General features: G+C 46.7%; 20 protein-coding genes. 11 read left to right on the top strand and 9 right to left on the bottom strand.

The window, feature by feature from the left end:
• Positions 1 to 379: 379 nt before the first annotated feature.
• From R4537_RS01965 to ylqF, 5 genes are all read left to right on the top strand, one after another.
• Positions 380 to 1015, top strand: coding sequence for a hypothetical protein (locus R4537_RS01965; protein ID WP_071178065.1), 636 nt, complete (start codon positions 380 to 382; stop codon positions 1013 to 1015).
• Positions 1016 to 1409: 394 nt separating this feature from the next.
• Positions 1410 to 2207 carry an EAL domain-containing protein gene (locus tag R4537_RS01960; protein WP_071178064.1) on the top strand — a complete coding sequence of 266 codons (798 nt, stop codon included), beginning with the start codon at positions 1410 to 1412 and terminating at the stop codon, positions 2205 to 2207.
• A 130-nt stretch (positions 2208 to 2337) separates the two neighbouring features.
• A complete protein-coding gene (locus R4537_RS01955; RefSeq protein WP_071178063.1) occupies positions 2338 to 2718 on the top strand; it encodes a hypothetical protein in 381 nt (126 codons plus the stop codon).
• Positions 2719 to 2879: 161 nt separating this feature from the next.
• Positions 2880 to 3554, top strand: a complete 675-nt coding sequence (locus R4537_RS01950; protein WP_071178062.1) for a DedA family protein — start codon at positions 2880 to 2882, stop codon at positions 3552 to 3554.
• Positions 3555 to 3800: 246 nt separating this feature from the next.
• Entirely contained in the window at positions 3801 to 4745 is a 945-nt protein-coding gene (gene ylqF / locus R4537_RS01945; RefSeq protein ID WP_000247912.1) for a ribosome biogenesis GTPase YlqF, read from the top strand.
• Positions 4746 to 4821: 76 nt separating this feature from the next.
• On the opposite strand, the gene R4537_RS01940 is transcribed toward ylqF, so the two are convergent.
• Positions 4822 to 5811, bottom strand: coding sequence for a CobW family GTP-binding protein (locus tag R4537_RS01940; protein WP_071178061.1), 990 nt, complete (start codon positions 5809 to 5811; stop codon positions 4822 to 4824).
• A gap of 465 nt (positions 5812 to 6276) precedes the next feature.
• On the opposite strand from R4537_RS01940, the gene clcA reads away from it, so the two are divergent.
• The 3 genes from clcA to cqsA all read left to right on the top strand — a co-directional run bounded on the left by clcA (position 6277) and on the right by cqsA (position 10158).
• Positions 6277 to 7683: a H(+)/Cl(-) exchange transporter ClcA gene (gene clcA, locus R4537_RS01935; protein WP_071178060.1), complete on the top strand. Its 1407-nt coding sequence runs from the start codon at positions 6277 to 6279 to the stop codon at positions 7681 to 7683.
• Between the two features lie 146 nt (positions 7684 to 7829).
• On the top strand, positions 7830 to 8792 hold the full coding sequence (locus R4537_RS01930; RefSeq protein WP_071178059.1) for a TDT family transporter: 963 nt from the start codon (positions 7830 to 7832) through the stop codon (positions 8790 to 8792).
• A gap of 196 nt (positions 8793 to 8988) precedes the next feature.
• A complete protein-coding gene (cqsA, locus tag R4537_RS01925; RefSeq protein ID WP_071178058.1) occupies positions 8989 to 10158 on the top strand; it encodes an alpha-hydroxyketone-type quorum-sensing autoinducer synthase in 1170 nt (389 codons plus the stop codon).
• A 102-nt stretch (positions 10159 to 10260) separates the two neighbouring features.
• Here cqsA and cqsS read toward each other — a convergent pair whose 3' ends face one another.
• The 4 genes from cqsS to cra all read right to left on the bottom strand — a co-directional run bounded on the left by cqsS (position 10261) and on the right by cra (position 17634).
• Positions 10261 to 12321 carry a quorum-sensing CAI-1 autoinducer sensor kinase/phosphatase CqsS gene (gene cqsS, locus R4537_RS01920; RefSeq protein ID WP_080483252.1) on the bottom strand — a complete coding sequence of 687 codons (2061 nt, stop codon included), beginning with the start codon at positions 12319 to 12321 and terminating at the stop codon, positions 10261 to 10263.
• Between the two features lie 96 nt (positions 12322 to 12417).
• Positions 12418 to 15459, bottom strand: a complete 3042-nt coding sequence (locus tag R4537_RS01915; RefSeq protein ID WP_071178056.1) for an AAA family ATPase — start codon at positions 15457 to 15459, stop codon at positions 12418 to 12420.
• Between the two features lies 1 nt (position 15460).
• Positions 15461 to 16600 (bottom strand): exonuclease SbcCD subunit D, encoded by a 1140-nt coding sequence (locus R4537_RS01910; protein WP_071178055.1) that lies wholly within the window; start codon positions 16598 to 16600, stop codon positions 15461 to 15463.
• A gap of 53 nt (positions 16601 to 16653) precedes the next feature.
• The gene (cra, locus tag R4537_RS01905) at positions 16654 to 17634 is read right to left on the bottom strand and encodes a catabolite repressor/activator (protein WP_000171123.1); all 981 of its coding nucleotides are present in this window, start codon (positions 17632 to 17634) and stop codon (positions 16654 to 16656) included.
• A gap of 339 nt (positions 17635 to 17973) precedes the next feature.
• On the opposite strand from cra, the gene fruB reads away from it, so the two are divergent.
• Genes fruB through fruA form a run of 3 tightly spaced genes read left to right on the top strand, consistent with a single transcriptional unit; the run spans position 17974 to position 21895 of the window.
• Positions 17974 to 19176, top strand: a complete 1203-nt coding sequence (fruB, locus tag R4537_RS01900) for a fused PTS fructose transporter subunit IIA/HPr protein (protein ID WP_071178054.1) — start codon at positions 17974 to 17976, stop codon at positions 19174 to 19176.
• Between the two features lie 10 nt (positions 19177 to 19186).
• Complete coding sequence (pfkB, locus tag R4537_RS01895) at positions 19187 to 20140, top strand: 1-phosphofructokinase (protein WP_071178053.1); 954 nt, start codon at positions 19187 to 19189, stop codon at positions 20138 to 20140.
• Positions 20141 to 20158: 18 nt separating this feature from the next.
• Positions 20159 to 21895, top strand: coding sequence for a PTS fructose transporter subunit IIBC (gene fruA / locus R4537_RS01890; protein WP_071178052.1), 1737 nt, complete (start codon positions 20159 to 20161; stop codon positions 21893 to 21895).
• A gap of 233 nt (positions 21896 to 22128) precedes the next feature.
• On the opposite strand, the gene R4537_RS01885 is transcribed toward fruA, so the two are convergent.
• The 4 genes from R4537_RS01885 to nrdD all read right to left on the bottom strand — a co-directional run bounded on the left by R4537_RS01885 (position 22129) and on the right by nrdD (position 26765).
• The gene (locus R4537_RS01885) at positions 22129 to 22812 is read right to left on the bottom strand and encodes an ATP-dependent zinc protease family protein (protein WP_071178051.1); all 684 of its coding nucleotides are present in this window, start codon (positions 22810 to 22812) and stop codon (positions 22129 to 22131) included.
• Between the two features lie 57 nt (positions 22813 to 22869).
• Entirely contained in the window at positions 22870 to 24051 is a 1182-nt protein-coding gene (locus R4537_RS01880) for an amino acid aminotransferase (RefSeq protein WP_071178050.1), read from the bottom strand.
• Between the two features lie 121 nt (positions 24052 to 24172).
• Positions 24173 to 24640, bottom strand: a complete 468-nt coding sequence (gene nrdG / locus R4537_RS01875; protein WP_001106209.1) for an anaerobic ribonucleoside-triphosphate reductase-activating protein — start codon at positions 24638 to 24640, stop codon at positions 24173 to 24175.
• A 4-nt stretch (positions 24641 to 24644) separates the two neighbouring features.
• Positions 24645 to 26765, bottom strand: coding sequence for an anaerobic ribonucleoside-triphosphate reductase (gene nrdD / locus R4537_RS01870; RefSeq protein WP_000802768.1), 2121 nt, complete (start codon positions 26763 to 26765; stop codon positions 24645 to 24647).
• Between the last annotated feature and the right edge of the window lie 213 nt (positions 26766 to 26978).

Below are 26978 nucleotides of genomic sequence, written 5' to 3'. Positions count from 1 at the left end.
TGCTCTTATCGTGTTTCAGTTACAGGGTTGTAGCTTATTAGTTAACAATTATTCTCGAAAGAGTATTTACCAATTTTTACGTTGCGCCTAGTCAATCCATCTGAAGAAGTACATCAAAAAATTAGAACGAACTTTGACAGAGTATAGACAACACTCGCCATTTATGGCTTTTCACGCACCTTGAAAGAGTCATATCAGTCAAGAAGGTTCATGACTGAGTTGTAACAAAACGTGAATTTGGTAATTCATCGAACAGTACAAAGCTGACTAACATTTACCCACCAGAAAAGCGCTAGAGATCAAGAAGTCACCGTTTGCTGCTAGTGACAAAGTGTAACTGTGATAATCTTGTTTAGCTTTTGTAAGGGAGAACAACATCTTGCTACTGGATATCGTCACGCAAAGTGTCAATGAGTTTCAGGTGGACTGCCTCAGATTATGTGAGAAGCATTATCCAACCATTCATAATCAAGGAATGAGTGAACACCATTTAGGGTTAGCTTTTGCAAGACGGCTTGCCAGAACGTTGAGTGAATTTGGTCATCCTTGCGAATACGCCCCCATCGAATCAACATACCAGCGCGATTTACCACATCACTTTCGAGTATCCAGTGACGCGGGTACGGTATGGATTTTAACTCATCATCTCATAAGTGCAGGTAAAACTTGTCGAGTCAAGTTGATGCGTGACATTAGCCAGTGGAAACAAGAATACGCTTATGTGATTCAGCCCAATGATTTACTGCTGCTACTGAGCGATCACTGGATGGGACGCAGCCGAAAAAGTCGTGAGCTGCTCCATTGGTGGACCGGACAAATGCCAGATGAAATGGAGGAATACCATGCTCAAGGGATCGGGTTACAGGAGAGTGATTCGCAATTAACCCAAACGTTGGAACATTACTATCAAATAAGTCCCTGTTTTATAAAATTCGGGCACCCATTGAAGCGTTCTAAAAATCAGCAACTGGTTCGTAAATATGTACAACTTTACGCTGTTTTACAGTGGAGCTAGTTGTTTTCTCGACTGATTATTTAGATTTATCCCTATTTTTACCGCCACAAAAAGTGAACCACGTCGATATTTGTAAAACCTTTTTGCGCGCAATCTACAACCATATTTATTGACCGCCGCAATATGACAGCTTGATGTATTTTTTATGAATATTTATGTGAGCCTCGTCATCCATATCTAACACAATGTAATTTAAGGTGTTACTTAAGCGATGCCTACTTTTGAATGAGATTGCAGGAAACTTAATTTAGCTCAAAAATCCATTTTCATGACTCATACTAACGTGTGAAGGTAAGATTGACAGGATGAACATCTCGCCAATAACATGGCGTGCGTCAAAAATTTTACCTCAGGGAAACGTCACACTGTTTTTGCCCAAGGATGCTCAATTTGTATGGTTCTGACTGATAAACAACAATTTCTCGACTGCATCCACTACGATGAAGATGGCGAGTATTTCGCAAGATATAACGGATTAACCTTGCGCAGTGTTTTTCAACCCATTTTTGATAAACAACATCAGGTTGTTGGTGCTGAAGCACTGGTGAGGATTTTTACCCAGCATCATACACAAATCCGGCCCGATCTTTTTTTCCATTCTGAAACCTTCGCGGATGATGACAAACTTAATGTGGAACGCTTAAGCCGAGCCATTCATATTCGCAATTTCAGCCTTTCACCCTATCGTGATACCCGCTTATTTCTGAATGTATTACCTGTTGCCGGTGAGCAATTTGCTTACTGTGATATAAGTTCAACCTTGCTTGCCACTCGGTTGGCAGAGCTTAACATCCCACATCATCGCGTAGTGATGGAACTGGTTGAGATTGAATCGGGTGATGAATACATGCTGCAAATGGCCACCGAAAAACTCGTCGCCAATGGGTTTCAAATTGCGATTGATGACTTCGGCTGTAAAGCATCAACCCCAGAGCGGGTCGCCATGCTGCGTCCTAACATCATAAAATTGGATAGACAACTACTGCTCGATTTTATGGCCGGTGATTGCTGTGGATTGCTGGCTGGTGTTCAGCTAGCGCAAAAAACGGGCGCACATACGGTTGTAGAAGGTATCGAAACAGCAGAGCAACTCGCTGCGATGCAAAAACTGGATATTAATATGTATCAAGGTTACTACCTCGCTTTACCCGAAGGGATTGCCCAAACCGCTAAAGTGGCGAATGCCAACTAAAACTCGTCGGTATGGGAACGTCAACCCTAGGTAAACTTCTGCGAATTCAGCGGTCAATTTTATCTCCAACCTTTACACCTCAGGCAATACACCACATACTCGCTCTGTTTTTGCGAGAGGTTAACCTTACATGTTGCATATAGTGACATCACTGTTGAGTTTTATTTTGCTCTGTGCAGCACCTTTGCTGCATGCAGGTGATGCGCATCGAATGATTGACCCAACCTTAGAAAAGCAACTACAGCATCACACCGCTCACACATGGTTAGCCAAATTTGCGCTGCTTCCTAATCGCCAGCAAGATTACCGCACATTATTAAGAGCAGAACCTGAAGAAAGAGAAGATTCGACGTTCACGCCGCATTTCAGTGCAGCCAACGAGACGCTCTCTTTCGCTTTACGCCACTATTTTCTTTATCCCAGTCAGCGTTTCTTCCAGTTGACGACACTCAATCATGCTCGTAAAGCATGGTTATTTGTCAATCTCTATTCCCGTTACGCGCACGCTTAGCCTCAACTCTTTCCTTGTATTCCAATAAGTTGTTGCCACTGAGGTCTACGGGAGTTGGCGTGAAATGTCTATCCAGAGATAGGTTCTGCTATCACAACTCCCTCTTTGTGCAACGACTCATGCAGAGCATTCTTACCTTCATAATAAAAGAGGATCACCGTTTGGATTCTATACTCTCTATTTTTAGTGCGCTTTGGCATCACGATGCCTTCGCCCTACAAAACGTTAATTTACTCTTGCTGTATTTCTGCCTAGCGCTACTGATTTTTTTGGAAAGTGGTTTTTTGCCTGCTGCGCCACTGCCTTGTGATAGTGTCATCGTACTGAGTGGCTCGCTCGCTGCAACTGGTGTACTGCAACTGCACTGGGTGCTTATTACCCTATTCCTCGCGGGCTGGTTTGGTAGTCTGGTGGCTTTCTACCAAGGCTCTCAGCTCAAACACTGGCGAATGATTAACAAGTGGTTAGCGAAAGTTCCAGATAAACAATTAATGACGACCGATAAACTGATGCGTCGCTATGGATTAATTGCTTTATTTTTTGGTCGCTTCTTCCCTGTAGTACGCTCTTTGCTCCCTATGGTGATGGGATTACGTAATAGCGTTCAGCCGCTACGCTTTCTCTCAGCGTCAGCCATTAGTGCTCTATGCTGGGTTTTATTCTTGGTTGGCGCAGGCTTTGGTATTTCACTGTTACCCACCAAGCTCGAACAACTTGCCACTAAATTACTTATGATCGCACCAATTTTCACACTGGTACTGGCTTTACTCTCGTTTGTGGCCAGCGCCATACTCAGAAAGCGCGAGCGTAAGGTGAAGGTCATGAGAGAAGGTTGAAAAAGGCTCATAAGGAGATCGTCGATGCAATGGCATTGATGATTGGAACCATAATATGTCAATCGTGCAATCCGTGATTGGGGCTTATGACGATTCCCGCATCCGGCGTAAAGTGTTAGCATTGGCGCATTCCAATGACCATAGCGTCACGGAGTTGAGAGCGAGGTGGCTCCTGCTGACTCCATGTTAAGCATCATTCTTCTCTCTCAACTCATTTAAGACTGTATTAAAAGGCTAATTTTTCAAATGGTTAACAACTCAATCCAATGGTTTCCGGGACACATGCACAAAGCACGCAAGGAAATCGAAGAAGCGATTCCGCAAGTCGATGTGATTATCGAAGTGCTTGATGCGCGCATTCCCTACAGTAGCGAAAACCCGCTGATTTCGCATATCCGTGGGGAAAAGCCTTGTGTGAAGGTACTGAATAAGCGCGATCTTGCGGATCCTGAGTTAACCGAGCTGTGGATTGCCCATCTTGAGCAAGAAAAAGGGGTGAAAGCGATGGCGATCACCACATCTAATCCGCAGGAAGTGCACAAGATCCTCGAACTGTGCCGCAAGCTCGCTCCACAGCGTGAAGAGATCGGCAAAAACATTCGCACCATGATCATGGGCATTCCGAATGTAGGGAAATCGACCATTATCAATACGTTAGCGGGACGTGCAATTGCTCAAACCGGAAACCAACCCGCAGTGACTCGTCGTCAACAGCGGATCAATCTGCAAAACGGAATCGTGCTCTCTGATACTCCGGGAATTTTGTGGCCAAAAGTGGAAAACCCTCATAGCGGTTTTCGTTTGGCGGCCACTGGCGCGGTCAAAGACACCGCAATGGAATACGATGAAGTGGCGTTTTACACCGTCGAGTATCTGGCTAAGCACTACCCAGAAAGATTGAAAGAGCGTTACCAAATCGATGAACTTCCAGAAACCGATGTTGAATTGATGGAAGAGATCGGTCGTAAGCGTGGCGCACTCCGTGCGGGCGCGCGAGTGGATCTGCATAAAGCCTCTGAAATCCTACTGCATGAGCTGCGTCAAGGTGTGCTTGGACAAATCACCTTGGAGCGGCCAGAAATGATCACCGAAGAGCTACAACAAGTTGAAATTGATGAAGCGCTGAAAGCAGAAGAGAAAGCCAAACGTAAAGAAGAGCGCCGTAAGCGTTATCTGCGCAACAAGCGTTAATCATTCCGCGCATAACAGAAAGGCGAGTATTACTCGCCTTTTTCACAAATCTTTTTCGCAAAGAAAGGCCTGTGATTTACGCCTGTGGAATGCCTGCAATCTTGAGCAGTATGCTTTCTAACTCGCTCCAAGGCATCAGTTGTGAATCAATCACTTCTAAGCGTGATTCAAAACCGTCTAAGCTCATTTCAGTCACAGAAACCACGCCATTCGCCACATTGAAAGCGTAACAACCACGATCGGTATTCAGCACCCCTTTCACTCGCTCGGCGGTTAAATCATTCAGCAGTTGAAACAACAGATCGAAGTTAAACTGGTACTCGGCACCAAACAACCAACCACAACTAAAATAGCCTTGTCCGCGATTTTCTTTGCGCAAAAATGGCTGTTGTGGTGCAAGCTTAAATTGCGGCTCATCGGCAGCATGGTGGTGATGATGGGAGTCAATATGAGTGGATGCATGACCGACCAAACGCGGCATATCCAGTAACTCTATAGGGAATTGCCCTTGTTTGATGAGCTGACTAAAGGTTTTGGCCGGCGTTTGATCCGTAACCCAATCATTAAAGGCATCAATGTCACTACTGCTGCACTGGTCGACTTTGTTCCCAAAAACAATATCCGCGCTCGCCAGTTGGTCGTTGAAATTTTGGTTATTGCGGTATTTATCCATGGTCAAGTGGCGAGGATCCATCAACGCAATCGTAGCTTTTAAGTCCACATAAGGCTGATACTGCTCAGAAATTAACGTGGCGGCCACTTGCTTAGGATGCCCTAATCCTGTGGGTTCGATGATTAAACGATCGGGCTTTTGACGCAACAAGGCGTTAATGCCAACGGACATTGGAACCCCAGCCGTGCAGCACAGACATCCTCCCGGTACTTCTTTGATCATCGCGCCCTGCTCGCTCATGATGGCACCATCAATGCCAATTTCACCAAACTCATTAACGAGCACAGCCCATTTTTCATGCGCCGGTTTCGTGGCTAGCAGGTGCAAAATCGCGGTGGTTTTTCCAACGCCCAGAAAACCCGTAATAATATTGGTTGGAACTCGATTGATCATGCTGATTCTCCTTTTGGCCGAAGTATATCCAAAAGCTTTTAAAGAAGCAGTTTCAAATTTCGTGGACAGCATAAAAGCTTAAATGCAAAAGGCGCACTGTAAAGCGCGCCTTTTTCCTCGTAGACTCAATCGTGAGTTTTGCGAATTCGCTTGGCTATATATGCAAGCGTCTCTTAGCCGAGGTACTGATATGAACGTTTTGATTCCATCCAAATTGTCTGTAAGGTTCCATATCCTCCATCAGAAATGTTCTCACTAACCTTACGCTTTAACTATGGTACATAACGCTGGATTTTCCAGAAAAGTTACTCATTTTTTGGTGTAGATCTCAATTTTTTCAGAATGATCCATCAAATCAATCATATATGGAAATCAATATTTCAACTTTGTCGCTATAGTTGAACCTTATGCAGCGTATAATTCCGGCACATCTTTTCCCCTAATTCATCAATAGGTGTTATTCGTATGTCAACAAGAGAGTCGTTTAAGATCAGTTTGCTGGCCAAAATGCCTAAAGATGTGATTAACCAATTTCTCTCAAAAGATAAGACGCCTTTCTCAGTTTTATTTTTATCATTGCTGGTTGGTATTTTGGCTGGCTTGGTCGGCACCTATTTTGAACAGGCGGTACATCTAGTCTCAGAAACTCGTACCGATTGGCTAAAAAGTGAAATTGGTAGCTTTTTACCACTCTGGTTGGCTGCGTTTCTGATCAGCGCATTTCTCGCTTTCATCGGCTATTTTCTTGTCCACCGCTTTGCCCCTGAAGCTGCGGGATCTGGTATTCCAGAAATTGAAGGGGCGATGGATGGCATGCGCCCCGTGCGTTGGTGGCGAGTATTGCCCGTGAAATTTTTTGGTGGCATGGGCGCGTTGGGCTCAGGTATGGTGCTCGGCCGCGAAGGTCCTACAGTACAAATGGGCGGCGCCGTTGGGCGGATGATCTCCGATATTTTCCGTGTCAAAAATGAAGATACGCGCCATTCATTGCTGGCTGCGGGTGCGGCAGGAGGTCTTGCTGCCGCATTTAACGCGCCTCTTGCTGGCATTATGTTTGTGATCGAAGAGATGCGACCGCAATTTCGCTATACCCTGATCTCGGTACGTGCGGTGATCATCTCTGCAGTAGCGGCCAACATTGTGTTTCGCGTGATCAACGGACAAGATGCGGTGATCACGATGCCACAATACGATGCGCCGGAATTGTCGACGCTAGGGTTATTCTTACTTCTTGGTGCCCTATTTGGCGTATTTGGCGTGCTGTTTAACTATTTAATTACCCTTGCCCAAGATCTGTTCGTTAAATTTCATCGCAATGACCGCAAACGCTATCTATTAACCGGTTCAATGATCGGTGGCTGTTTCGGGTTATTGCTTCTCTATGTGCCTGAGTTAACGGGTGGCGGTATCAGCTTAATTCCCACTATCACGAATGGCGGCTACGGAGCGGGTATTTTATTGCTGCTGTTTGTTGGCCGAATTTTTACCACTTTACTTTGCTTTGGCTCAGGTGCGCCCGGGGGGATTTTTGCTCCTATGCTCGCACTAGGTACACTCTTTGGTTATGCCTTCGGCTTGATCGCTAAAGTGTGGTTCCCAGAACTGAATATTGAACCTGGGATGTTTGCGATTGCTGGTATGGGTGCGTTATTCGCCGCAACCGTGCGAGCACCTATCACGGGTATTTTATTGGTGATCGAAATGACCAATAACTATCACCTGATCCTGCCACTGATTATTACCAGCTTAGGCGCGGTAATTTTTGCCCAGTTACTGGGTGGCCAACCCATCTATAGCCAGCTATTACATCGCACTCTGAAAAACAAAAAATTACAGCAACAAGATTTACCACCGCAGAGCCCCAACTCATAAAAGTCAATTTGCCTAAAGTAAAGGGAACCCAGATAATAGCCGCTCGCAAAAAAAGCGGCTTTTTATCATTTTAAAATCAGGATTTTTATACCTAAATGACTTGGCGTTGCGGCATCAAGTAGCAAGGGGATACTAAGGAGTAGCAATTGAATTGGCATAGATTTACCCAAGTACAGAACGTGCCCCCTTCACAAGCCGCATTAGCGTTAGGCATGATTGGGCTCGGCCATGCTTGGGTGCTCTATTATCCCACCGTTGGCATGGTGATTCGCCCCTACTTAGCATTCAGCGGAGCCTTGTTACTACTCCCTGTGCTGCTCAAATATCTTGATTGGCGTACTTTCATTAATGATCTTAGGCACCCCGTATCAGGGAGTTTAATGGCTCCGATGAGTATGGCTTTACTCATCCTATGCGACTATCTCGCGATTCTATCTCCTTTCATTGCTTATCCCATCTGGGCGGCAGCCTTATTACTGCATTTAACCATGATGACGCTGTTCTTCTATTTTCAGTTGCGTCAATTCAAGCTCGCAAACATTGTGCCTAGTTGGTTTTTGTATCCCGTCGGCGTCATCAGTAGTTCACTTGCAGGCACCCAATTTGGACACACCCTGTTTTCGGAAACCATGGTTAACGTCTGTATCGCTATCTATTTCGTCATGTTGCCGCTCGTACTTTATCGGTTGGTGTTTGCAGGTACATTACCGAAAAGAGCGCGCCCCACACTGGCGATTATGGCCGCGCCCATTAACCTGACCTTAGCCACTTATCTGGTCAATTTTGCGCAGCCCGACCCGATTCTGACAGGCGCTTTAGCGGGCATTGCCATAACCATGACTTTACTCATCTACCTCTGTTACCTGCGTTTACTGCGACTACAATTTCAGCCCTCCATCGCGGCAGTCACTTTCCCATCGGTCATCAGTGCGGTTGCCATGCAACGATTGACCGAGTTTTTCGCTACCGATCATCCACACTGGTATTGGCTACACTATTTCGGGTTTTTAGAGGTCACGATTGCCACTTTGTTAGTTGCTTGGGTCTCTTGGGGATATATCAAAATGTATTGGCCTGAATTATTTAAAAATCGCTCAGTAAACTCCTAAATTATTTTTAATATCAGAATATTCTTCGGGGTAGAATCCCTACCCCTAATGATTTTTCCTCCCCTCACCATCGAGAATTATTAATTATTCTAAGTTGCTAATAAAAATAATTTTTCCCAGATGACAGACGTTTTTAATCACGCAATATATCACTCGTCAGCTGGCGTTAAATTTTTTATAACTAGGATATATTGCGATGAACAAGCCTCAACTTCCTGATTTTATTCAGAACAAGATAGATCACTATATTGAAAATTATTTTGATATAAACAAAAACGGTAAACACCTTGTATTGGGTAAACAAGCCAGCCCTGATGACATTATTTTGCAAAGTAATGATTATCTCGCATTGGCCAATCATCCGTTGATCAAAGCTCGTTTGGCGAAGTCATTACTGGAAGAACAACAAAGCTTATTTATGTCAGCCTCATTTCTACAAAATGACTATGACAAACCCATGATTGAGAAACGTTTAGCTAAGCTCACAGGCTTTGATGAATGCCTATTATCTCAATCTGGTTGGAACGCAAACGTCGGTTTATTACAAACCATCTGCCAGCCCAATACGAATGTTTACATTGATTTTTTCGCGCACATGTCGTTATGGGAAGGGGCACGCTACGCCAATGCTCAGGCGCATCCTTTTATGCATAATAACTGTGACCATTTACGTATGCTGATTCAACGTCATGGTCCTGGGATCATTGTCGTAGACTCGATTTACAGCACTTTAGGTACGATTGCACCGCTGGCGGAACTGGTCAATATCAGCAAAGAGTTTGGCTGCGCCTTATTAGTCGATGAATCCCACTCTTTGGGTACACATGGTCCTAATGGTGCGGGCTTACTGGCAGAATTAGGCCTTACTCGTGAAGTGCATTTTATGACCGCAAGTTTGGCCAAAACCTTTGCTTATCGCGCAGGAGCCATTTGGTGTAACAATGAAGTGAATCGCTGCGTTCCTTTTATTAGTTATCCAGCTATTTTTAGTTCTACTTTGCTGCCTTATGAAGCGGCAGGATTAGAAACGACTTTAGAGATTATTGAATCTGCGGATAATCGTCGCCAGCATTTAGATCGTATGGCGAGAAAATTACGCATAGGATTAACCCAGTTGGGATTAACCATTCGAAGTGAAAGCCAAATTATTGGTCTAGAAACAGGAGATGAACGAAATACCGAAAAAGTTCGGGATTATTTAGAAAGTAATGGAGTGTTTGGCTCAGTATTCTGCCGCCCGGCAACTTCAAAGAATAAAAACATTATTCGCTTATCACTCAATAGTGATGTGAACGATGAACAAATCACCAAAATAATTGAGGTTTGCTCTGATGCGGTCAACTGTGGTGATTTTTATTTCCGTTAAATGCATAAATAACAAAAATGGATAAGCGTTATTCCTAAAGAATTTAACGTTTCCTTGCATAAGCCGTGGGAGAACTCATTCTCCCACTTTTCTCAAAAATAGTTACACCCAAGCTGCCACTTTATTTAGCAATACATCACGGTCCGCTGGCTTGACAATAAAATCATTCATGCCAGAGGTTTGTACCAGAGCCAAGGTTTTGGGGCTGTTATCACCGGTGTAACCGATGATCGGAATATTTTTGTAAGCATGTTCAGAGCCACGAATTAAACGCGTCGCTTCCAATCCACCAACATTGGGCATTTCAATGTCCATCAACACTAAATCGATGTTTTGGCTCTCCATATGCTTGAGCACTTCACTCCCATCATTGGCTTGCACCACTTCATAACCTTGTTGTTCGAGCAAAATAGCCGTAAAAGTTCGGATCGATTGATTATCGTCAACCACCAAAATGCGCCGTTCATGCCGACTCTTTTGCAAAGGGATCACGTTACGATTCATCGATAAAGACTCTTGTTCAAACAATAAGCGCTCGATGATTGTCTTCGTCTTTCTGAGAATAGAGTGAATACTGATCGGTTGGATGCGCAGATAACGATTGATGTTTACCGCATACGTTTTACCTGGGTCATACACATAGCCGATACAACCTCCTGCAAAACTCAATGTACCTTCGAGTTTGGGCAGCAACTCTCCCTGCGCTGTAGCGTCATCGAGATCAAGCAAAATAAGTTCGAATTCAAACTCATAATCTTGGCGTCTTACTGCTTGCTGTGCAGAAATAGCGGTAAAGCCAAACTCATCTTCCACCGCTAGCTGAGTTAACTCTCGAACGATGGCTTGATTTGATCCGATGTAAATGATCGATTTGGTTTTCAGCAGTTCTGCTTTTATCTCATTGACCGTATCGGAATCGTAACGGGGGAAGGTTAATACAAATTCGGTCCATTGACCTTGTTGAGACGTGCAGCGAATCGTTCCCCCAAATGCCGTCATCACTTTACGACAGAACGGTAATCCTAGCCCATAGCTACCGTTTTTACCGAAGGTATAGAAATCACGAAAAATGTCTTCCAACATCTCTGGAGCAATGCCTACTCCATTATCACGAACTCGGATAATATTATCCTCGCCAGTTTGAGCGATGGTAATGCGAACCGAGAAATGCTCTTTCTGGTAATAGAAGGCATTTTTCAAAAGGTTAAATAGCGCATAGGTCAATAGAGTATCACTGCCAAAAAACTCAAATGGCTGATGTACTTCAAGTTGTACTGACTGCTGATCTGCCGCGTTTTTATACGGAAAAGTTTTCACGGCTTTTTCAATCACATCCACTACTGAGTGTTTTTTAAAGCTCGCCGGAGATATACGGTTTTCATCTATCGAGGTAAGCAGCAAATCAATTGCATTATTGCCAGAGTAAATAACATCATCCGCTTCATTCAAAATTTGATGCAGCAGATCCAGCTCTTGTGCATCCAAGGAATAATCCGCATGTGCCGCAGCTTGCGGTTTAGGGATCATAGTCCGCACAACATCAATCGACGTTTTCAAGGCACTGAGCGGATTACGCATTTCGTGGGCAATCCCTGCTCCGAATGTTTTAGCAATCGACACTTTGGTTTCATGAGAGACTTGGTTACGGAAAAAACACAAATTTCCAAACACATAAGTGAACAAAAAAATCGGTATATATTGCCATTCGATCAAAGTGGTAGGATGAAAATCCGTCAACCCATATACGGCGAGATAAGCCATCAACACTGAGAAAAGAGCTTGTAACGCCATCACTCTCGTATCGTGCACTAGGAGAATATGCAGGAAAATGGACGCCATAAACGACATCGCCCAAATCGTTGACCAGTCATTCATTAACATCATAAAAGCGAAGAAAAAGGGTAAGCAGAAACCTATGGTGAATAAAAAATAACCCGGCATATACCGCTGCCATTTCTTAGGTAGAGAATCGCGAAACACCAGCCCACCGAACAACACCGCTGCCGCGCAACGCAGCCCTAAATTTTCGTAAGATTGCGGAAACCAATATTCCCAGATGAAGTAGTAGGCAGGAAAGCCAAGCATGCCCATCCATCCGACTAAGGACAGATTAGGTTCTGCGTATTGATACACTCTCTTTATTACATCCATGCTCACTATCACTACCGTTGCATTCTCTTGCTAATCATCAACACGCACATACTTTACCGTTTCACTGGCTAGAGGTCAGTGATAACCATCAAACCCCTATCTTTTATCTTATGTGATTAAACGCAGCGTGCTACCCATTCTTGTAGCCAACACATCCAATCTTAGACCGATCTGCTCTTTCAGCTCGGTAACATGAGAGATGATTCCTATCGTTCGGCCGCCTTGTTGAAGATCGATCAGGGTCTGAATCGCTAAATCTAAAGATTCCGGATCCAAACTACCAAAGCCTTCATCAATAAACAGAGTATCAAGACGGATACCACCACTGTAAGACTGCACCACATCGGACAAACCAAGCGCAAGCGATAAGGCGGCCATGAACGATTCACCACCGGACAAGGTTGCCACATCACGCCATTTACCGCTGTAACTATCTTCGACCATCAAATCCAATCCTGAACCCACATTACCTTTAGCGCGTTCCTCTTTACGTTTGAGTAAATAGCGGCCTCGGCTCATTTTCATCAGTCGTTGCGAAGCTTGTAACAAGACATCATCCAGCAAAACACCAAGCACAAAGCGATGTAAGCTGACTTTAGCGCCCGTTTTGCCATTCGCAATATCACTTAAGGTGCCCACGACCTGATATTCGGCTTCTAATGCACGGTTTTTCTGGTACAGATCCGCCAGTTGCTTGGCGACACGTTGCAAACCATCCATCCGCGATTGATGTTGCGTAAACGCCTGCAACGCCAGTGCCATTTTTTCTTCAGCTTGAGTTACTTTGACAAGAAGTGGTTCCAGCTCTGGGCGATTTTTCTCTGCTAATTTACGTGATAAGGCTTGCTGTTCGCCACTGAGCATCGCACTGCGCTCTTCATACTGGGCGATTTGGCGCTCGATATTGCCGATAGCCTCATCGGTTAAACGAGCGGCAAGATAGGCGGACTCATCGCTAAATCCAGAATGGAGTAACCCTTGCTGCCATGCGCTTGTGGTTTCCTCCTGTTGACCCTGAGCTTCACGGTGCGCTTCAATCGCCGCCTGATGAGCCGCCTGCACACTGGCCAACTGCTTTTGCGCCTGCACCCACTGCTCACGAGCCGTATGCTCCGCTTTTTGTAAGATTTCTATTTGGTTCTGCACACGCCCAATCGCGCTTCGTAAAGTATCAAGATCGGACAGCTCCGGCGGGATCTCTTGGCGCAAACTCGCCAATTCCGCCTGTAACTGAGCCAAAGTCTGCCAAGCTTGTTGCTGGTTTTGATTCTGTTTTTCGAGCGTCATTTTGGTGTGCGCTAACCGCTGCTCCCCCTCTTCAATCTGCCGTTTCAGCAAATCAGGGTTAAGCTGTTGTAGCGCAGCAATATCACTGTGCAGTATTTGTTGCTGTTCAATGAGCTCGTTCAATAACGCCACTTGCTGCAAAGTTAGCTCACTCGATAAAGTCATGAAATTTTGCGCTATCTGCTCGGTTTTAAACCCTTGTTGCTGCCAAGCATGGAATGCCTCTTGCTGACGCTGCACCCAATCTTGTTGCTGCTGTCTGGCTTGTTCAACCTGAACCTTGGTGACAACGTCACCCGAATATTGAGCTTTATTGGGATGATCTAAACTGCCGCACACCTGACAAGGTTCATTTTGTGTGAGTGCGAGAGCGAGCTCCGCAGCCCTCTGGGTATGCCATGCGAACTCCAGTTTATCCGCGGTCAGTTTCGCTTGTTCGGCCTGAGTTTGGATATGCCGATGTTGCTGCTCAAAGCGCAATAAAGCTTGTTGAGCAGTTTGTAATTCATTGAGTAACGATTGTTCTCGCTCGCGAGCCTGAACTTGCTGCATCAACTGATTCATTCGCGCTTTTTGAACTTCTAAGCGCGTTAATTGGCGCTGTTGCTGTTCCCATTCGAGTCGTTGGTTTTGTAGCTCTTGCTCTAGCTTTTCGCTCGCTTGCTGCAAATTAAGCGCATTTTGTGTCGCCAGTTGCAGTTCACGCTCAGCCTTGGCCACCGCTTGCTGAACATTTTCTTGTGCCAGCAATTTTTGCTCAGCACGCTGCCACGTGATGCGTTGCTCGTTTAATTTGGGTACTTCTTCACAGGCTAAACTGGCTTGCTGACTGACCTGTTGAGCTTGTTGCTGCTGAGCTTTCGCCTGTTGCAACAGAGTCTGCTGCTGCTCAACCTTAAGCTTAGCTTGCAGTAGGTTTTTTTGAGCTTGGTGCCACTGTTGATGGACGGCGGTTAAACGCGCTGCCTTTTGGGCTTGCTGGCGTTGCTGGCGCAGCATTTCGATGTGCGAAGCCTGCTCTTGGTGAGTGGCGATTTCTACCACCAATTGCTGCTTGCGGATAAATTGTTGTTCTAACTCAAGCGCAGCTTGATAGTGCGCTTTTGTTTCATCCCACTGCTGTTGCTCAGCTTTGAGCTGTGATTGCGCATGGGTTAATACTGGGGCCAGTTCGGTCAACTCGGTTTGTAACTGCTCTTCACTTTCCAGTCCGACGACACTTAACGTACCTTTGATCTGCTGATCAAACTCTTCTTTCTCTTTACGAATGCCCGCGGCGCGCTCAAACAGCGCCCGTTCAATTTGGCTGTAGAGCTGGGTTTGGAAGAGCTGACCAAAAATCTGCTCACGCTCTTTTGAATTGGCGGTTAAAAGCTCACGAAACTTGCCTTGAGGCAACACCATGACTTGGCGAAATTGCTTAACATCAAGTCCCATCAATTCGACCACCGCCTTCGCGACAGGATTGGGCTTGTTGGCAATCAGCTCGTTTCCATCGGCTTTCAGTGCAACCAAAGTGGCGGAATGGGATTTCTTCGTCATCCCGTCACCCCGTTTTTTCGGGATCTCTTGATCGGGCTGACGGGTGATTTGGTAACGCGCCCCCGCCAGCTCAAACTCAAAACTGACTTCGGTGAGAGACTCAGGATCCGCGTAATCGCAGCGCATTTGGTCGCCAGTACGCTCACTGCCTGTGGTTTCTCCATACAAGGCGTAGCAAATCGCATCCAGAATCGAGCTTTTACCTGCACCGGTTGCCCCATTGATCAAAAACAGTGGAGCATCACCTAACTTCGTAAAGTCAATCTCTTCTCGTCCGGCAAAAGGGCCGAAAGCTTGGAGGATAAGTTTTAACGGACGCATATTACATGCCCTCCGCTTTCAGGCGCGCAATCACCTCAATCACCACTTTCTCTTGCTGCTCACTCAGAGGTTCACGTTTCGCCTCAAGGAAAAAATCACGAAACATATCCAATTCCCCTCGCGCCAATCGTGCCTTGCCCATCTCTTGAACCACACCAATCAACATGCCCGGCTTTTCAAGATGCAGCACATTGGGATAAACCTGACGCAGCTTTTCCATCGGGTCGAGAATGGCATGCTTATCCAAAAGACGCACTAGCAGGTAATCGTCTGCCTGCGGGTCGGTGGCTCCCGCTGCAAGAATCGCCTCCAACTCTCCCTCGATAATGCGCATTTGATGAGGCGCGATGAGAGGAATATGCGTTGCGCTGATAAAACCTTGCTGCCCTAGCTCAACCAAGGTAGCGCCTTTGTTTTGGTGCTGCTCACCGAAGCTGTATTTCATCAATGAGCCAGAGTAACGAATATGTTCCGCGCCTTTCATTTGCGGCTGGTGTAAATGCCCAAGCGCGACGTAGTCAAAAGGCAAAAAATGGCGATGGTCAACACGATCTGAGCCACCAATCGATAATGGCCGCTCAGATTCAGACTCCATCGCGCCATCGACAAAACAGTGGCTGATTAATACGTGACGTTGTGACGGATTGCGCTGAGCAAGAATACTCTCGCACAAAAATTGGTGTGCAGCGTCGTGCGTGGTAATGTCGTTGTGATAGTAGTGGCGCACTATCTCTGGGTCGTGATACGGCATTCCCCAGAAAGCGACCTCGCCCGCTTGCGGTGAATGCAGCACAACTGGCTGCATCATCTGTTCAAAATCAGCAAAGATATGTAAGCCCGAATTTTTCATCTGCTTCGCGGCAAAGCCTAAACGCTTCGCACCATCATGATTGCCCGGGATCATCAATAAAGGTGTCTTCAACTCGCCACAGATCACGCTGACCACTTCATCCAATAAATCAATCGCCGCCGTGGGTGGAATCGACCGATCATAAATATCACCAGCGACAATCACGGCATCCACCGGATTGTCGCGCAGAAAGTCGATCAGTTGTGCGAGAACAGCGCTTTGATCATCTAATAATGAGACTTGATGAAATTGGCGACCAAGATGCCAATCCGAAGTATGTAGAAACTTCATGCCTTGCCTGTGGGAGGAAACGAAAACTGGCGCATATCATACCTTTATTTTGTTTAAGTGCGCACCTTTAACTGACGTGGAATGAGCTCGATCCCCGTTTGATAACGTTTCGCCGACGCGTTCAGCGCCAAGGCTAATGCGCTATCGGCAATCAATTCAAATTGCTGAGGCAGAGAATTCACTCGGATGGGTAAAAAGTCGAGTAAGCGGTTATCACCAAAGGTCGCTAAGCGAACTTTTTGCATCAATTCTGGCTGCTCAAGCAAAACATCAAGAATGCCTTCAAGGAGCGTATAGGATGTTGCCACCACCGCATCAGGCAACTGATCATTCGCCACCCATTTGGCAAATACTTTACGCCCCTCTTCACGGTTAAAATGCTCACCATAACCTAGAGTGGTTGGTAAGCCGCGCTGCTTAACCGCCATGGCAAACCCTTGTTCACGTTCACGCGACACATTCAGTTCGGGTAGCGCGCCAACCAAACCGACGCTGTGCACATCCTGAGTAAGCACGGAACGCGTTAACTCAAATGCCGCGCCAAAGTCTTCACTGATCACGCAGGAGAAATACTCATCATCCAAGGCACGGTCAATCGCAATCACAGGCGTTCCTGATTGTTGCAACTTGAGGTAATACTCACTGGCATTCGGAATACCGCTCGCCACAAACAGAGCGTCGATTCGGCGAGAAACTAAGGCTTCAGCCGCTGCCATTTCAATTTGTGGGTCATCATCGGAACAAGCGATCAAAATTTGGTAGCCGGCTTGCCGCGAGTTTTGTTCAAGTAATTTTGCCAAACGCGCATAACTGGTGTTTTCCAGATCCGGAATGATTAAACCAAACGAGCGGCTATTGCCTGCACGCAATGCCGATGCGGCATGATCCGGCCGGAAATTATACTGCTCCACCACAGCCATCACTTTGTGCTGCGTTTTCTCACTGATCCGATACTTCTGCGCCTTGCCGTTGATCACATAACTGGCGGTGGTTTTCGATACGCCAGCTAATTTCGCGATTTCATCCAGTGTCATAAGGGGGTCTCGTTTTATGTGCGTCTGATCATAGAACGCGATTTTTGATCCTAGCCTAGTGTTGAATTATACGCTGAATCGATTCAGTATTAAAGCTGAAAGGATTCAGCAAAAGTACCGTTGATTCACAATCTCCCCCCACTACACAGGTCAGATTGTGTCGAGTATCCAGCAGCAAGATCGTGAGTATTCGAAGTTTTGCTGAATTTTTTTGCCCTTTATGCTGAACCGATTCAGCTCAAAGGAAAACGAGACGGGATGAATGACAAGGTATTGCTTCAACTGAAAACCTGCAGCGAAATACCACATCCCGCCTATAGAGGCAGACAGGAGTTAAGAATGTTAGAACTCACCACACAAGATATTCAATTGCAGCAACACTTTGCGAATAAGCAAGCTGCGATTCAAGGACTGGCTCACGCGTTGACCGCGAAAGGCTTAGTGGCAGAAGGCTATGCGCAAGGTATGCTCAATCGCGAAGCACAGCATTCCACCTATCTCGGTAATGGGATTGCGATTCCGCATGGCACAACCGATACCCGCGAACTGGTTAAGCAGACAGGTGTCACCGCCATGCACTTCCCGCAAGGTTTGGATTGGGGAGACGGTAATCTGGTGTATGTGGCCATCGGTATCGCCGCGAAATCGGATGAACATTTGGGCATTCTAAAGCAGCTGACCAGAGTGCTGTCTGCCGATGGCGTTGAGCAAGCGCTCCAGCAAGCCAAAACAGCGCAACAAATTATTGCCATTATCAAAGGTGAAGCCCAGTTAACCGCAGATTTTGACGCTTCGTTGATCCAATTGCAGTTTCCAGCCAGTGATATGGTGCAAATGAGCGCTGTCGCGGGGGGATTGTTGAAAAACACGGGCTGCGCAGAAAATGAATTTGTTGCCGACCTAGTCACTAAAGCACCGACTCATCTTGGACGCGGTTTGTGGTTAGTAGCCAGCGATCGCGCCGTAAAACGGACTGGGATGTCGATTGTCACTACGGCAAACCATTGTGAATATGAGCAACAAGCGGTGAAAGCGCTGATTGCGTTTTCGGTGTGTAATGATGTCCACCAGCCTCTGCTTAACACCATTACTCAGTGCGTGTTTGAGCAAAAACAAGATCAACTCTTACAGGCCGATGTTCAGCAACTGCTTAATCTGTTTAGCGGCAACGCTGAACAAACCATCGCTCAGCAAACAATTGCTGGGGAAACGATCACTGGGGAAACGATAGCCGCAGAAACGGTGGCAGAGCCTGATTCAGCTCGCGCTCATACGGCGACTTTCCGCATTAAAAATAGCCATGGTCTGCACGCTCGTCCCGGTGCGATGTTAGTCGCCGAAGCCAAGAAGTTTGAATCTAATATCCGTGTGTCTAACCTGGATGGCGATGGTCAAGTCGTCAATGCCAAAAGCTTGATGAAAGTGATTGCGCTGGGCGTAAAACACAATCATCAGTTGCAGTTCACCGCAGAAGGCCCAGATGCAGAAGCCGCGCTGCAAGCGCTAGGCGTGGCGATCAATGCTGGCTTAGGCGAAGGTTAAGGGGCATCACATGACAAAAAAAGTGGTCACCATCACCTTAAATCCAGCGCTCGATTTAACGGGCAGTGTAAACCAGCTTAACGTTGGCTCAGTCAGCTTAGTTGGGCAGAGTTCACTGCATGCCGCGGGCAAAGGGGTAAACGTTGCCAAAGTACTCAGTGAACTTGGCGCACAAGTGACAGTCACGGGCTTTCTTGGCCGAGATAATCAAGAACTCTTCTGCCAACTGTTTGAGCAGTTGGGCGTACAGGATGCGTTTATTCGCATCGCGGGAGCGACGCGCATTAACGTCAAACTGGTTGAACAAAGTGGTGCAGTCAGTGACATCAATTTTCCCGGTATTCAGGTGACGGAAGCGGATATTGAGGCTTTCGAAGCGACCTTACAGCGCCTAGCACAGGATCATGATTATTTCGTGCTCGCGGGCAGTTTGCCACAAGGTATCTCACCACAGCGCTGCGCTGGGTGGATTGCCCAACTGCGCAGCATGAATAAAAAAGTACTGTTTGACAGTAGCCGCGATGCACTGTTGGCAGGATTGGATGCTAAACCTTGGCTGATTAAACCCAATGATGAAGAGCTTTCTCAATGGTGTGGTCGCGAGCTGACTACCCTAACCGACTGCCAGCAAGCCGCCGCCGAACTCGCCCAAAAACAGATTGAAAACATTGTTATTTCAATGGGGGCCGAAGGCGTGATGTGGCTGCATGAAAACCAATGGTTGCATGCAAAACCACCCAAAATGCCGGTGGTGAGCACAGTCGGCGCAGGCGATACGCTGGTTGCTGGTCTATGTTGGGGACATATGCAACGTATGGAAAAAGAATCTTTGCTCCGTTTCGCAACGGCCTTGTCTGCACTTGCGGTAACCCAAGTCGGCGTTGGTCTTGGTGATAGGGAGCAACTCAATACCCTACAACAACAAATTCAAGTATCCGCACTCCATCCTACGATGGGTGCCTAAGGACAGAAGGTCGTGAAGATGAAAATAGCCATTGTAACCGCATGCCCAAGTGGCGTTGCTAACAGCATTATTGCGGCGGGTTTACTGCAGCAAGCCAGTAAAACGTTAGGGTGGGAAGCCTATATCGAATGTCACTCAACAGTGATTGCAGGCCACACCTTAAGCGAAGAGGAAATCAATAAAGCCGATCTGGTCATACTGGCCGCTAACGGCGAGATTGATATGCAGCGTTTTGTCGGTAAAAAAGTCTACCAAAGCCCTATTACCGCCTGTACTTCCGATCCCGTCGGTTACCTTAAGCAAGCCGCAGAACAAGCGACTGAACTCAGCTCCGAGCAGGCAACACGCTGTGACTCCCCCTCCACAGCGCCTGTTTCTGCCAAAAAAATCGTCGCCATTACTGCTTGCCCAACGGGGGTTGCACACACCTTTATGGCAGCGGAAGCACTAGAAGCGGAAGCGACACGTCAAGGCCATCAGATCAAAGTTGAAACGCGTGGTTCAGTCGGTGCTAAAAACCAACTGACGGAGCAAGAAATTGCTGCCGCCGATCTAGTGATCATCGCGGCCGATATTGATGTTCCTCTGGATCGCTTCAATGGAAAAAAACTCTATAAAACCAGTACTGGCCTCGCGTTGAAGAAAACCGCGCAGGAGCTCAGTAATGCCTTCACGCAAGCGAAAACTTTTTCAAGCTCTGCCAACAGCGCGACTAACGACAAAGCAGAAGAGAAAAAAGGCGTGTATAAACACTTGATGACGGGCGTATCGCACATGCTGCCTGTCGTGGTCGCTGGCGGTCTTATCATCGCGCTCTCTTTCGTATTTGGTATTGAAGCGTTCAAAGAAGAAGGCACTTTAGCTGCTGCTTTAATGCAGATTGGCGGAGGTTCAGCATTTGCGCTGATGATTCCGGTGCTTGCTGGTTACATTGCATTTTCTATTGCCGATCGTCCGGGACTGGCACCGGGTTTGATTGGCGGTATGCTCGCAAGCTCAACGGGCGCCGGTTTCCTTGGCGGTATCGTTGCAGGTTTCCTCGCGGGTTACAGCGCCAAATTTATCGCCGATAAAGTGCAACTGCCTCAATCAATGGCCGCGCTAAAACCGATTTTGATCATCCCGTTTATTGCCAGCTTATTTACCGGATTAGTGATGATTTACGTCGTGGGCGGCCCCATGTCGAGCATCATGAGCGGCATGACCAGCTTCCTAAACAACATGGGATCAACCAACGCGATTTTGCTCGGTATTGTGCTTGGTGCCATGATGTGTTTCGACTTAGGTGGCCCAGTGAACAAAGCCGCATACACCTTCGGCGTCGGCTTACTCGCCTCACAAACTTATGCGCCAATGGCCGCAATCATGGCGGCAGGTATGGTACCAGCATTGGGTATGGGCTTAGCGACCTTTATCGCGAAAGACAAGTTTGAAGCGGGAGAGCGCGAAGCAGGAAAAGCCTCTTTTGTTCTGGGCCTATGCTTTATCTCTGAAGGTGCAATTCCTTTTGCCGCCAAAGATCCAATGCGTGTGATCCCAGCCTGTATGGTGGGTGGAGCCGTGACAGGCGCACTCTCTATGCTATTTGGCGCGAAATTGATGGCGCCACACGGCGGTCTGTTTGTGCTCTTGATCCCGAATGCGATAAGCCCGGTGCTGCTGTACTTGGTCGCGATTGCTGTCGGTACGGCGATTACCGGTTTTGGCTACGCTATGCTGAAAAAGTCGGCACAAGCCAAAGCGGTCGCGGCTTAATCTGAGTGCATGGTGAAAGGCGTACTTAGTGACATAAATGCTCAGTGAAAATGAAAAAGCCAGTGGAATTCCGCTGGCTTTTTTATATCTAAACAACTTCTTTATATCTAAAGAGCGTTTTATACCTAAAAAACCCCAAGTGGCTTCTCCATGAACATCGATTGCCTATGTGCATGAGGATCGGAACATAGCCAACACTTTCACTGCCCTCAAGTTAGGCGAGAAGATTCGGACTATTTTTTAGGGCTTGGATGTTTGGGTTGAATATAGTGGCGAGAGACATCCACTACCGCGACATCTTTAAAGAAGCTGCGCCCCAGTAGCAGTGGATAAGTTAAGTGCGTGCGATCGGTCAAAGTAAACTCCGTTTGCTCTTTTAAATCACCAATTTGGATCCATGCCACCACAACGGCTCTACGCTGCGCTTCCTCGGCACTCGATTGACGAATTCTCACCCAACGTTCGACGGGTAAACTTAACTCCTCACTGCGAATATTATCGTGTTCAATACGAAATTTCACCCAATCCTGTCCGCCGCGTTCAAAAGGCACGATATCTACCGCACTGATCGATGAGGTGGTCGCCCCAGTATCAATTCGTGCTTTGAAACTCTCTTTCAAACCCGGCAGATAAACCCACTCTTTATCGCCTAATACTATCTTGCCATCAGAAGTTTTTGTCGCTGTCGAAAAATCATCTTTCTCTTCAAACGAGTGTGCAGGCTCAAGCAAGGGTAAAGTCTCGACCAGAGGAGCATTAGGATCGACGATCTCTTCAGGCACAGTTACCACAGGCTGAGCTTGCGTCTCCACCACCTCAGGCACTTGTGCCGATGTAGATGGCACCGGATTGGTAGCGCAAGCCACCAATCCACTACTTAACATTAATGGTACTAACAACTTCAGTGGTTGACTCATAGTTTCACCTAATCAAATACCACCCTTCCTGATTGGGCATATTGCTGTCATCTTCATTTACGACACATGAATAATAGCATTGGCCACATAAGGAATGTCTTTTTCGGTCAGCCCTGCGATATTAATTCGTCCATCTGCGACACCATAAATCGCAAACTCTTCACGCAGCCTTCCCATCTGCTCAGCACTGAATCCCAGTACAGTAAACATGCCTCTATGGCTCTCAATGAAGTCGAATTGTCGCGTATTGTGTTGATTTCTCAACTCATTACACAAATTTTTGCGCAGAGTTAACAAACGTTGCTGCATTTCACTCAACTCTTGTTTCCAAATTGCCGTGAGCTGCTCATCTCTTAACACTGTTTTGACGAGAGCAGCACCGTGATCGGGCGGCATAGTGTAAGTGGAACGCGCTAAGGTCAGCATTTTGCCGCGTGCATTGGTCACCTCTTGCTGATTTTTCCCAATCACAATCGCCGCTCCCGTACGCTCACGGTACAAGCCGAAATTCTTAGAGCAGGATGTCGTGATCAACATCTCTTCCATGCGCTCAGCCATGTAACGCAAACCTTGTGCATCTTGTTCTAAGCCGTCACCAAAACCTTGATAGGCGATGTCGACAAAAGGGATAAAGCCGTTTTTCTGCGCCAACTCAGTGATCGCTTGCCACGCAGAAAAATCGATATCGGCACCTGTCGGGTTATGACAACAACCATGCAGTAACACCACATCTTTCGTTCCCGCTTGTGCCAGATCGGCCAACATTTGTTCGGTATCCACCATTTTGGTTTCACGGCTGAAATAACGGTAGTAACGTACTTTCAGACCAGCCGCTTCCATCACGGGCTTGTGGTTGACATAACTAGGATCGGTGATCCACACAGTAGTATCCGGTTGCGCCACACGCATCAAATCCCCCAGCATACGCAGCGCGCCGCTGGCTCCCGGAGTCTGGATTGCAATCGTGCGCTCCTTATCCAAGGTTGAACCTAATACGAGCTGCATCATGCTCTGGTTGAACTCTTCACAACCGGCAAGGCCGACATAAGATTTGGTTTTTTGGCTTGCCACCACTTTATCTTGCGCCAGCGCAACGGCACGCATGATTGGCGTTTCGCCAAGACTGTTTTTATAAACGCCGATTCCCAGATCCACTTTTTGTGGACGAGGATCATTGCGAAAGGCGACGGAGAGAGAAAGTATTGGATCTAAAACTGGTGCTGGTAAATGAGTAAACATGAAAGTCACAACCCTTTGAAATTCAGGTAACAACTCACAAAGTAAACTAGATAAGAGAAAACCGAAAGGGATTTTTTGTTCTCAGTCGCCCCTTAAACACTAGAGCGCTGAGAACAAGGACTTACAAGGTAAAGCGATGAATCACTTGATTCGCACTGCCCCGCCACTCTAGCCCAGGATCAGCCTGCTCTTGGATAAATTTGCCATCCACCAACACATCAATGTATGGCAGTAAAGCTTGTTGGCTATCATCCAATTCCGCCAAGGTATATCCCGTCCAGAGCCAGATATCTTTATCTGGGCACTCGGTTTTTACCCGCTGAACAAGCTGTAACACTGCAGATAAATTGGCAGGATGCATCGGATCGCCACCCGAGAGCGATAAGCCACGGCGTTTGATACGTGTGTCTTTCAAGTCCGCAATGATTTTATCTTCCATCTCTTGGGTATAGCGATGTCCAGACGACAGCGACCACGTGCTTTGGTTATAACATCCTTTACATTGATGAACGCAGCCGGAGACAAACAGCGTGCAGCGTGTCCCCGGCCCGTTAACCACATCAATCGGATAATATTGATGGTAATTCATACTGTTACAGGTGCTTCACCCGACGTTTGACTTCTTCTTGCTTACCGACGTTAAATGGACGTGCATCTGGGCTGCCCAAATAACCGCATACTCGACGCGTCACTGAGACTTTGGTCGGCTCATGATTGCCACATCGCGGGCAAACAAACCCTTTACTGGTACAGTCAAATTCGCCGGTGAAACCACACTCATAACATTCATCGATTGGCGTATTGGTCCCGTAATACGGCACGCGGTGATAACTGTAATCCCATACGTTTTCGAGCGCTTCTACGTTACGTTGCATGTTCGGGAATTCGCCGTAGCAGATGAATCCACCGCTTGAAATTTCCGGATATGGCATTTCAAAATCGATCTTGTCGTACGGATTCACCTTCTTCTGAACATCCAAATGGAAGCTGTTGGTGTAGTAACCTTTATCCGTCACTCCTTCCACCACGCCAAATTGCTTGGCATCAATTCGGCAGAATCGGCTGCACAGGTTTTCACTCGGTGTGCCATAGAGGCTGAACGCGTAACCGGTCTCTTTTTTCCACTGCTCAACCGCGTTGCGCAGATGTTGAATGATTTTCACGGCTTCTTCACGCAGTTGCACGTCATCATAAACATGCTTTTGCTGACCAAACAGCGCCATGATGGTTTCATGTACACCGATATAACCCAATGAAATAGAAGCACGGCCATGTTTGAAAATATCCGCAATCGAATCATTCGCTTTCAAACGTACACCACATGCCCCTTCCATATATAGGATTGGTGCAACACGTGCTTTCACATTTTCTAAACGGTTAATCCGAGTATCTAATGCGCGGCGAGCAAGTTTCAGTTTGTCATCCAACAGAGCATAGAATTTATTTATATCGCCTTTCGCCTGCAAGGCAATGCGTGGCAGGTTCAAGCTTACAACGCCAAGATTATTACGCCCTTCATGGATCAACTCCCCATTTTCCTCATAAGGATTTAGGAACGAGCGACATCCCATCGGGGTTTTGAATGAACCCGTCACTTCAACCACTTTGTCGTAGTTGAGAATGTCTGGGTACATGCGTTTAGAAGCGCACTCTAACGCGAGCTGCTTAATGTCGTAATTAGGATCTTCTGCTTTGTGGTTGAGTCCATCTTTAATCGCAAACACCAGTTTCGGGAATACCGCAGTTTTACGGTTTTTACCCAAACCTGCGATGCGATTTTTCAGGATCGATTGCTGGATCAAGCGCGATTCCCAGCTTGTGCCCAGACCAAAACCAAAAGTCACAAACGGTGTTTGCCCATTCGCGGTATGCAGCGTGTTGACTTCATACTCCAGCGATTGGAAAGCGTCATAGCACTCTTTTTCAGTGCGCGCCTTAGCAAACGCTTCAGGGCTGTGAATATCCCATTCGCGGGCAATCTCTAAATGCTTTTCGTAGCTTGCCGTCACATAAGGAGCCAGTACTTCATCAATCCGGTTGATAGTTGTGCCACCATAAATATGGCTCGCGACTTGAGCAATAATTTGCGCGGTAACTGCCGTTGCGGTTGAAATTGACTTAGGCGTGTCAATTTCAGCATTACCCATTTTAAACCCATGAGTCAGCATGCCTTTTAGGTCAATCAACATGCAGTTAAACATCGGGAAGAAAGGCGCATAATCCAGATCATGATAATGAATGTCGCCCGACTCATGAGCTTGCACCACATCACGTGGTAAAATTCGCGTTTTGGCATAATGCTTGGCGACAATACCCGCCAACAAATCGCGCTGAGTCGGGATCACTTTGCCATCTTTATTGGCGTTTTCATTGAGTAGATCCGCATTGCTTTCTTGGATCAGACCTTCGATTTCTTTGGTCAGCTTGCTCTGCTTCTCACGCGCGACATCGCGGTCATGGCGATATTCAATGTATGAACGAGCTAATGCTTTGTACGGGCCTTGCATTAGCTCGTTCTCTACTAAGGTTTGAATCTCGGTGATGTGTACCTCATCGTAATCACGCAGCTTGAGTTCAACGGCTAATGCCACATTGAGTGCGTAGATAGCGATTTCCTGATCGGCATGTTCCGCAGCACTTTCTACAGCAGCTTGGATACGATCCCTGTTGAATGGCGCTTTTGAGCCATCACGTTTGATTACGATAGGTTTCACCTTCTCTCCTTACCCAGCATACTCACAGAGTTACCCACAAATACACTATATAGGGCTAATTTTTCTGCGACTGACACTATATGTTGTGGCGTATTTAACGAAATGCATCAAGTGAGAGTATTGATTTAGATCAACGAAAACCGACCAATGAACAAGATCAATGCGATCTTATTGGGGAAGATCTCAAACCAGAAAGAAACCTTGAAAATCGTG

It is taken from the genome of Vibrio paracholerae, from assembly GCF_037672085.1.
In the GTDB taxonomy this organism is placed as follows: domain Bacteria; phylum Pseudomonadota; class Gammaproteobacteria; order Enterobacterales; family Vibrionaceae; genus Vibrio; species Vibrio cholerae.
Note: the sequence above shows the minus strand (reverse complement) of the source record. Positions and strands in the feature narration are given on the sequence as shown.

Excerpts from the sequence above, each read along its gene's own strand:
- fruB (WP_071178054.1), top strand. The coding sequence starts at position 17,974 with ATGTTAGAACTCACCACACAAGATATTCAATTGCAGCAACACTTTGCG.
- ylqF (WP_000247912.1), top strand. The coding sequence starts at position 3,801 with ATGGTTAACAACTCAATCCAATGGTTTCCGGGACACATGCACAAAGCA.
- cqsA (WP_071178058.1), top strand. The coding sequence starts at position 8,989 with ATGAACAAGCCTCAACTTCCTGATTTTATTCAGAACAAGATAGATCAC.
- R4537_RS01955 (WP_071178063.1), top strand. The coding sequence starts at position 2,338 with ATGTTGCATATAGTGACATCACTGTTGAGTTTTATTTTGCTCTGTGCA.
- R4537_RS01910 (WP_071178055.1), bottom strand. The coding sequence starts at position 16,600 with ATGAAGTTTCTACATACTTCGGATTGGCATCTTGGTCGCCAATTTCAT.
- fruA (WP_071178052.1), top strand. The coding sequence starts at position 20,159 with ATGAAAATAGCCATTGTAACCGCATGCCCAAGTGGCGTTGCTAACAGC.
- clcA (WP_071178060.1), top strand. The coding sequence starts at position 6,277 with ATGTCAACAAGAGAGTCGTTTAAGATCAGTTTGCTGGCCAAAATGCCT.
- R4537_RS01960 (WP_071178064.1), top strand. The coding sequence starts at position 1,410 with ATGGTTCTGACTGATAAACAACAATTTCTCGACTGCATCCACTACGAT.
- cra (WP_000171123.1), bottom strand. The coding sequence starts at position 17,634 with ATGACACTGGATGAAATCGCGAAATTAGCTGGCGTATCGAAAACCACC.
- R4537_RS01880 (WP_071178050.1), bottom strand. The coding sequence starts at position 24,051 with ATGTTTACTCATTTACCAGCACCAGTTTTAGATCCAATACTTTCTCTC.
- R4537_RS01915 (WP_071178056.1), bottom strand. The coding sequence starts at position 15,459 with ATGCGTCCGTTAAAACTTATCCTCCAAGCTTTCGGCCCTTTTGCCGGA.
- pfkB (WP_071178053.1), top strand. The coding sequence starts at position 19,187 with ATGACAAAAAAAGTGGTCACCATCACCTTAAATCCAGCGCTCGATTTA.
- nrdG (WP_001106209.1), bottom strand. The coding sequence starts at position 24,640 with ATGAATTACCATCAATATTATCCGATTGATGTGGTTAACGGGCCGGGG.
- R4537_RS01940 (WP_071178061.1), bottom strand. The coding sequence starts at position 5,811 with ATGATCAATCGAGTTCCAACCAATATTATTACGGGTTTTCTGGGCGTT.
- R4537_RS01885 (WP_071178051.1), bottom strand. The coding sequence starts at position 22,812 with ATGAGTCAACCACTGAAGTTGTTAGTACCATTAATGTTAAGTAGTGGA.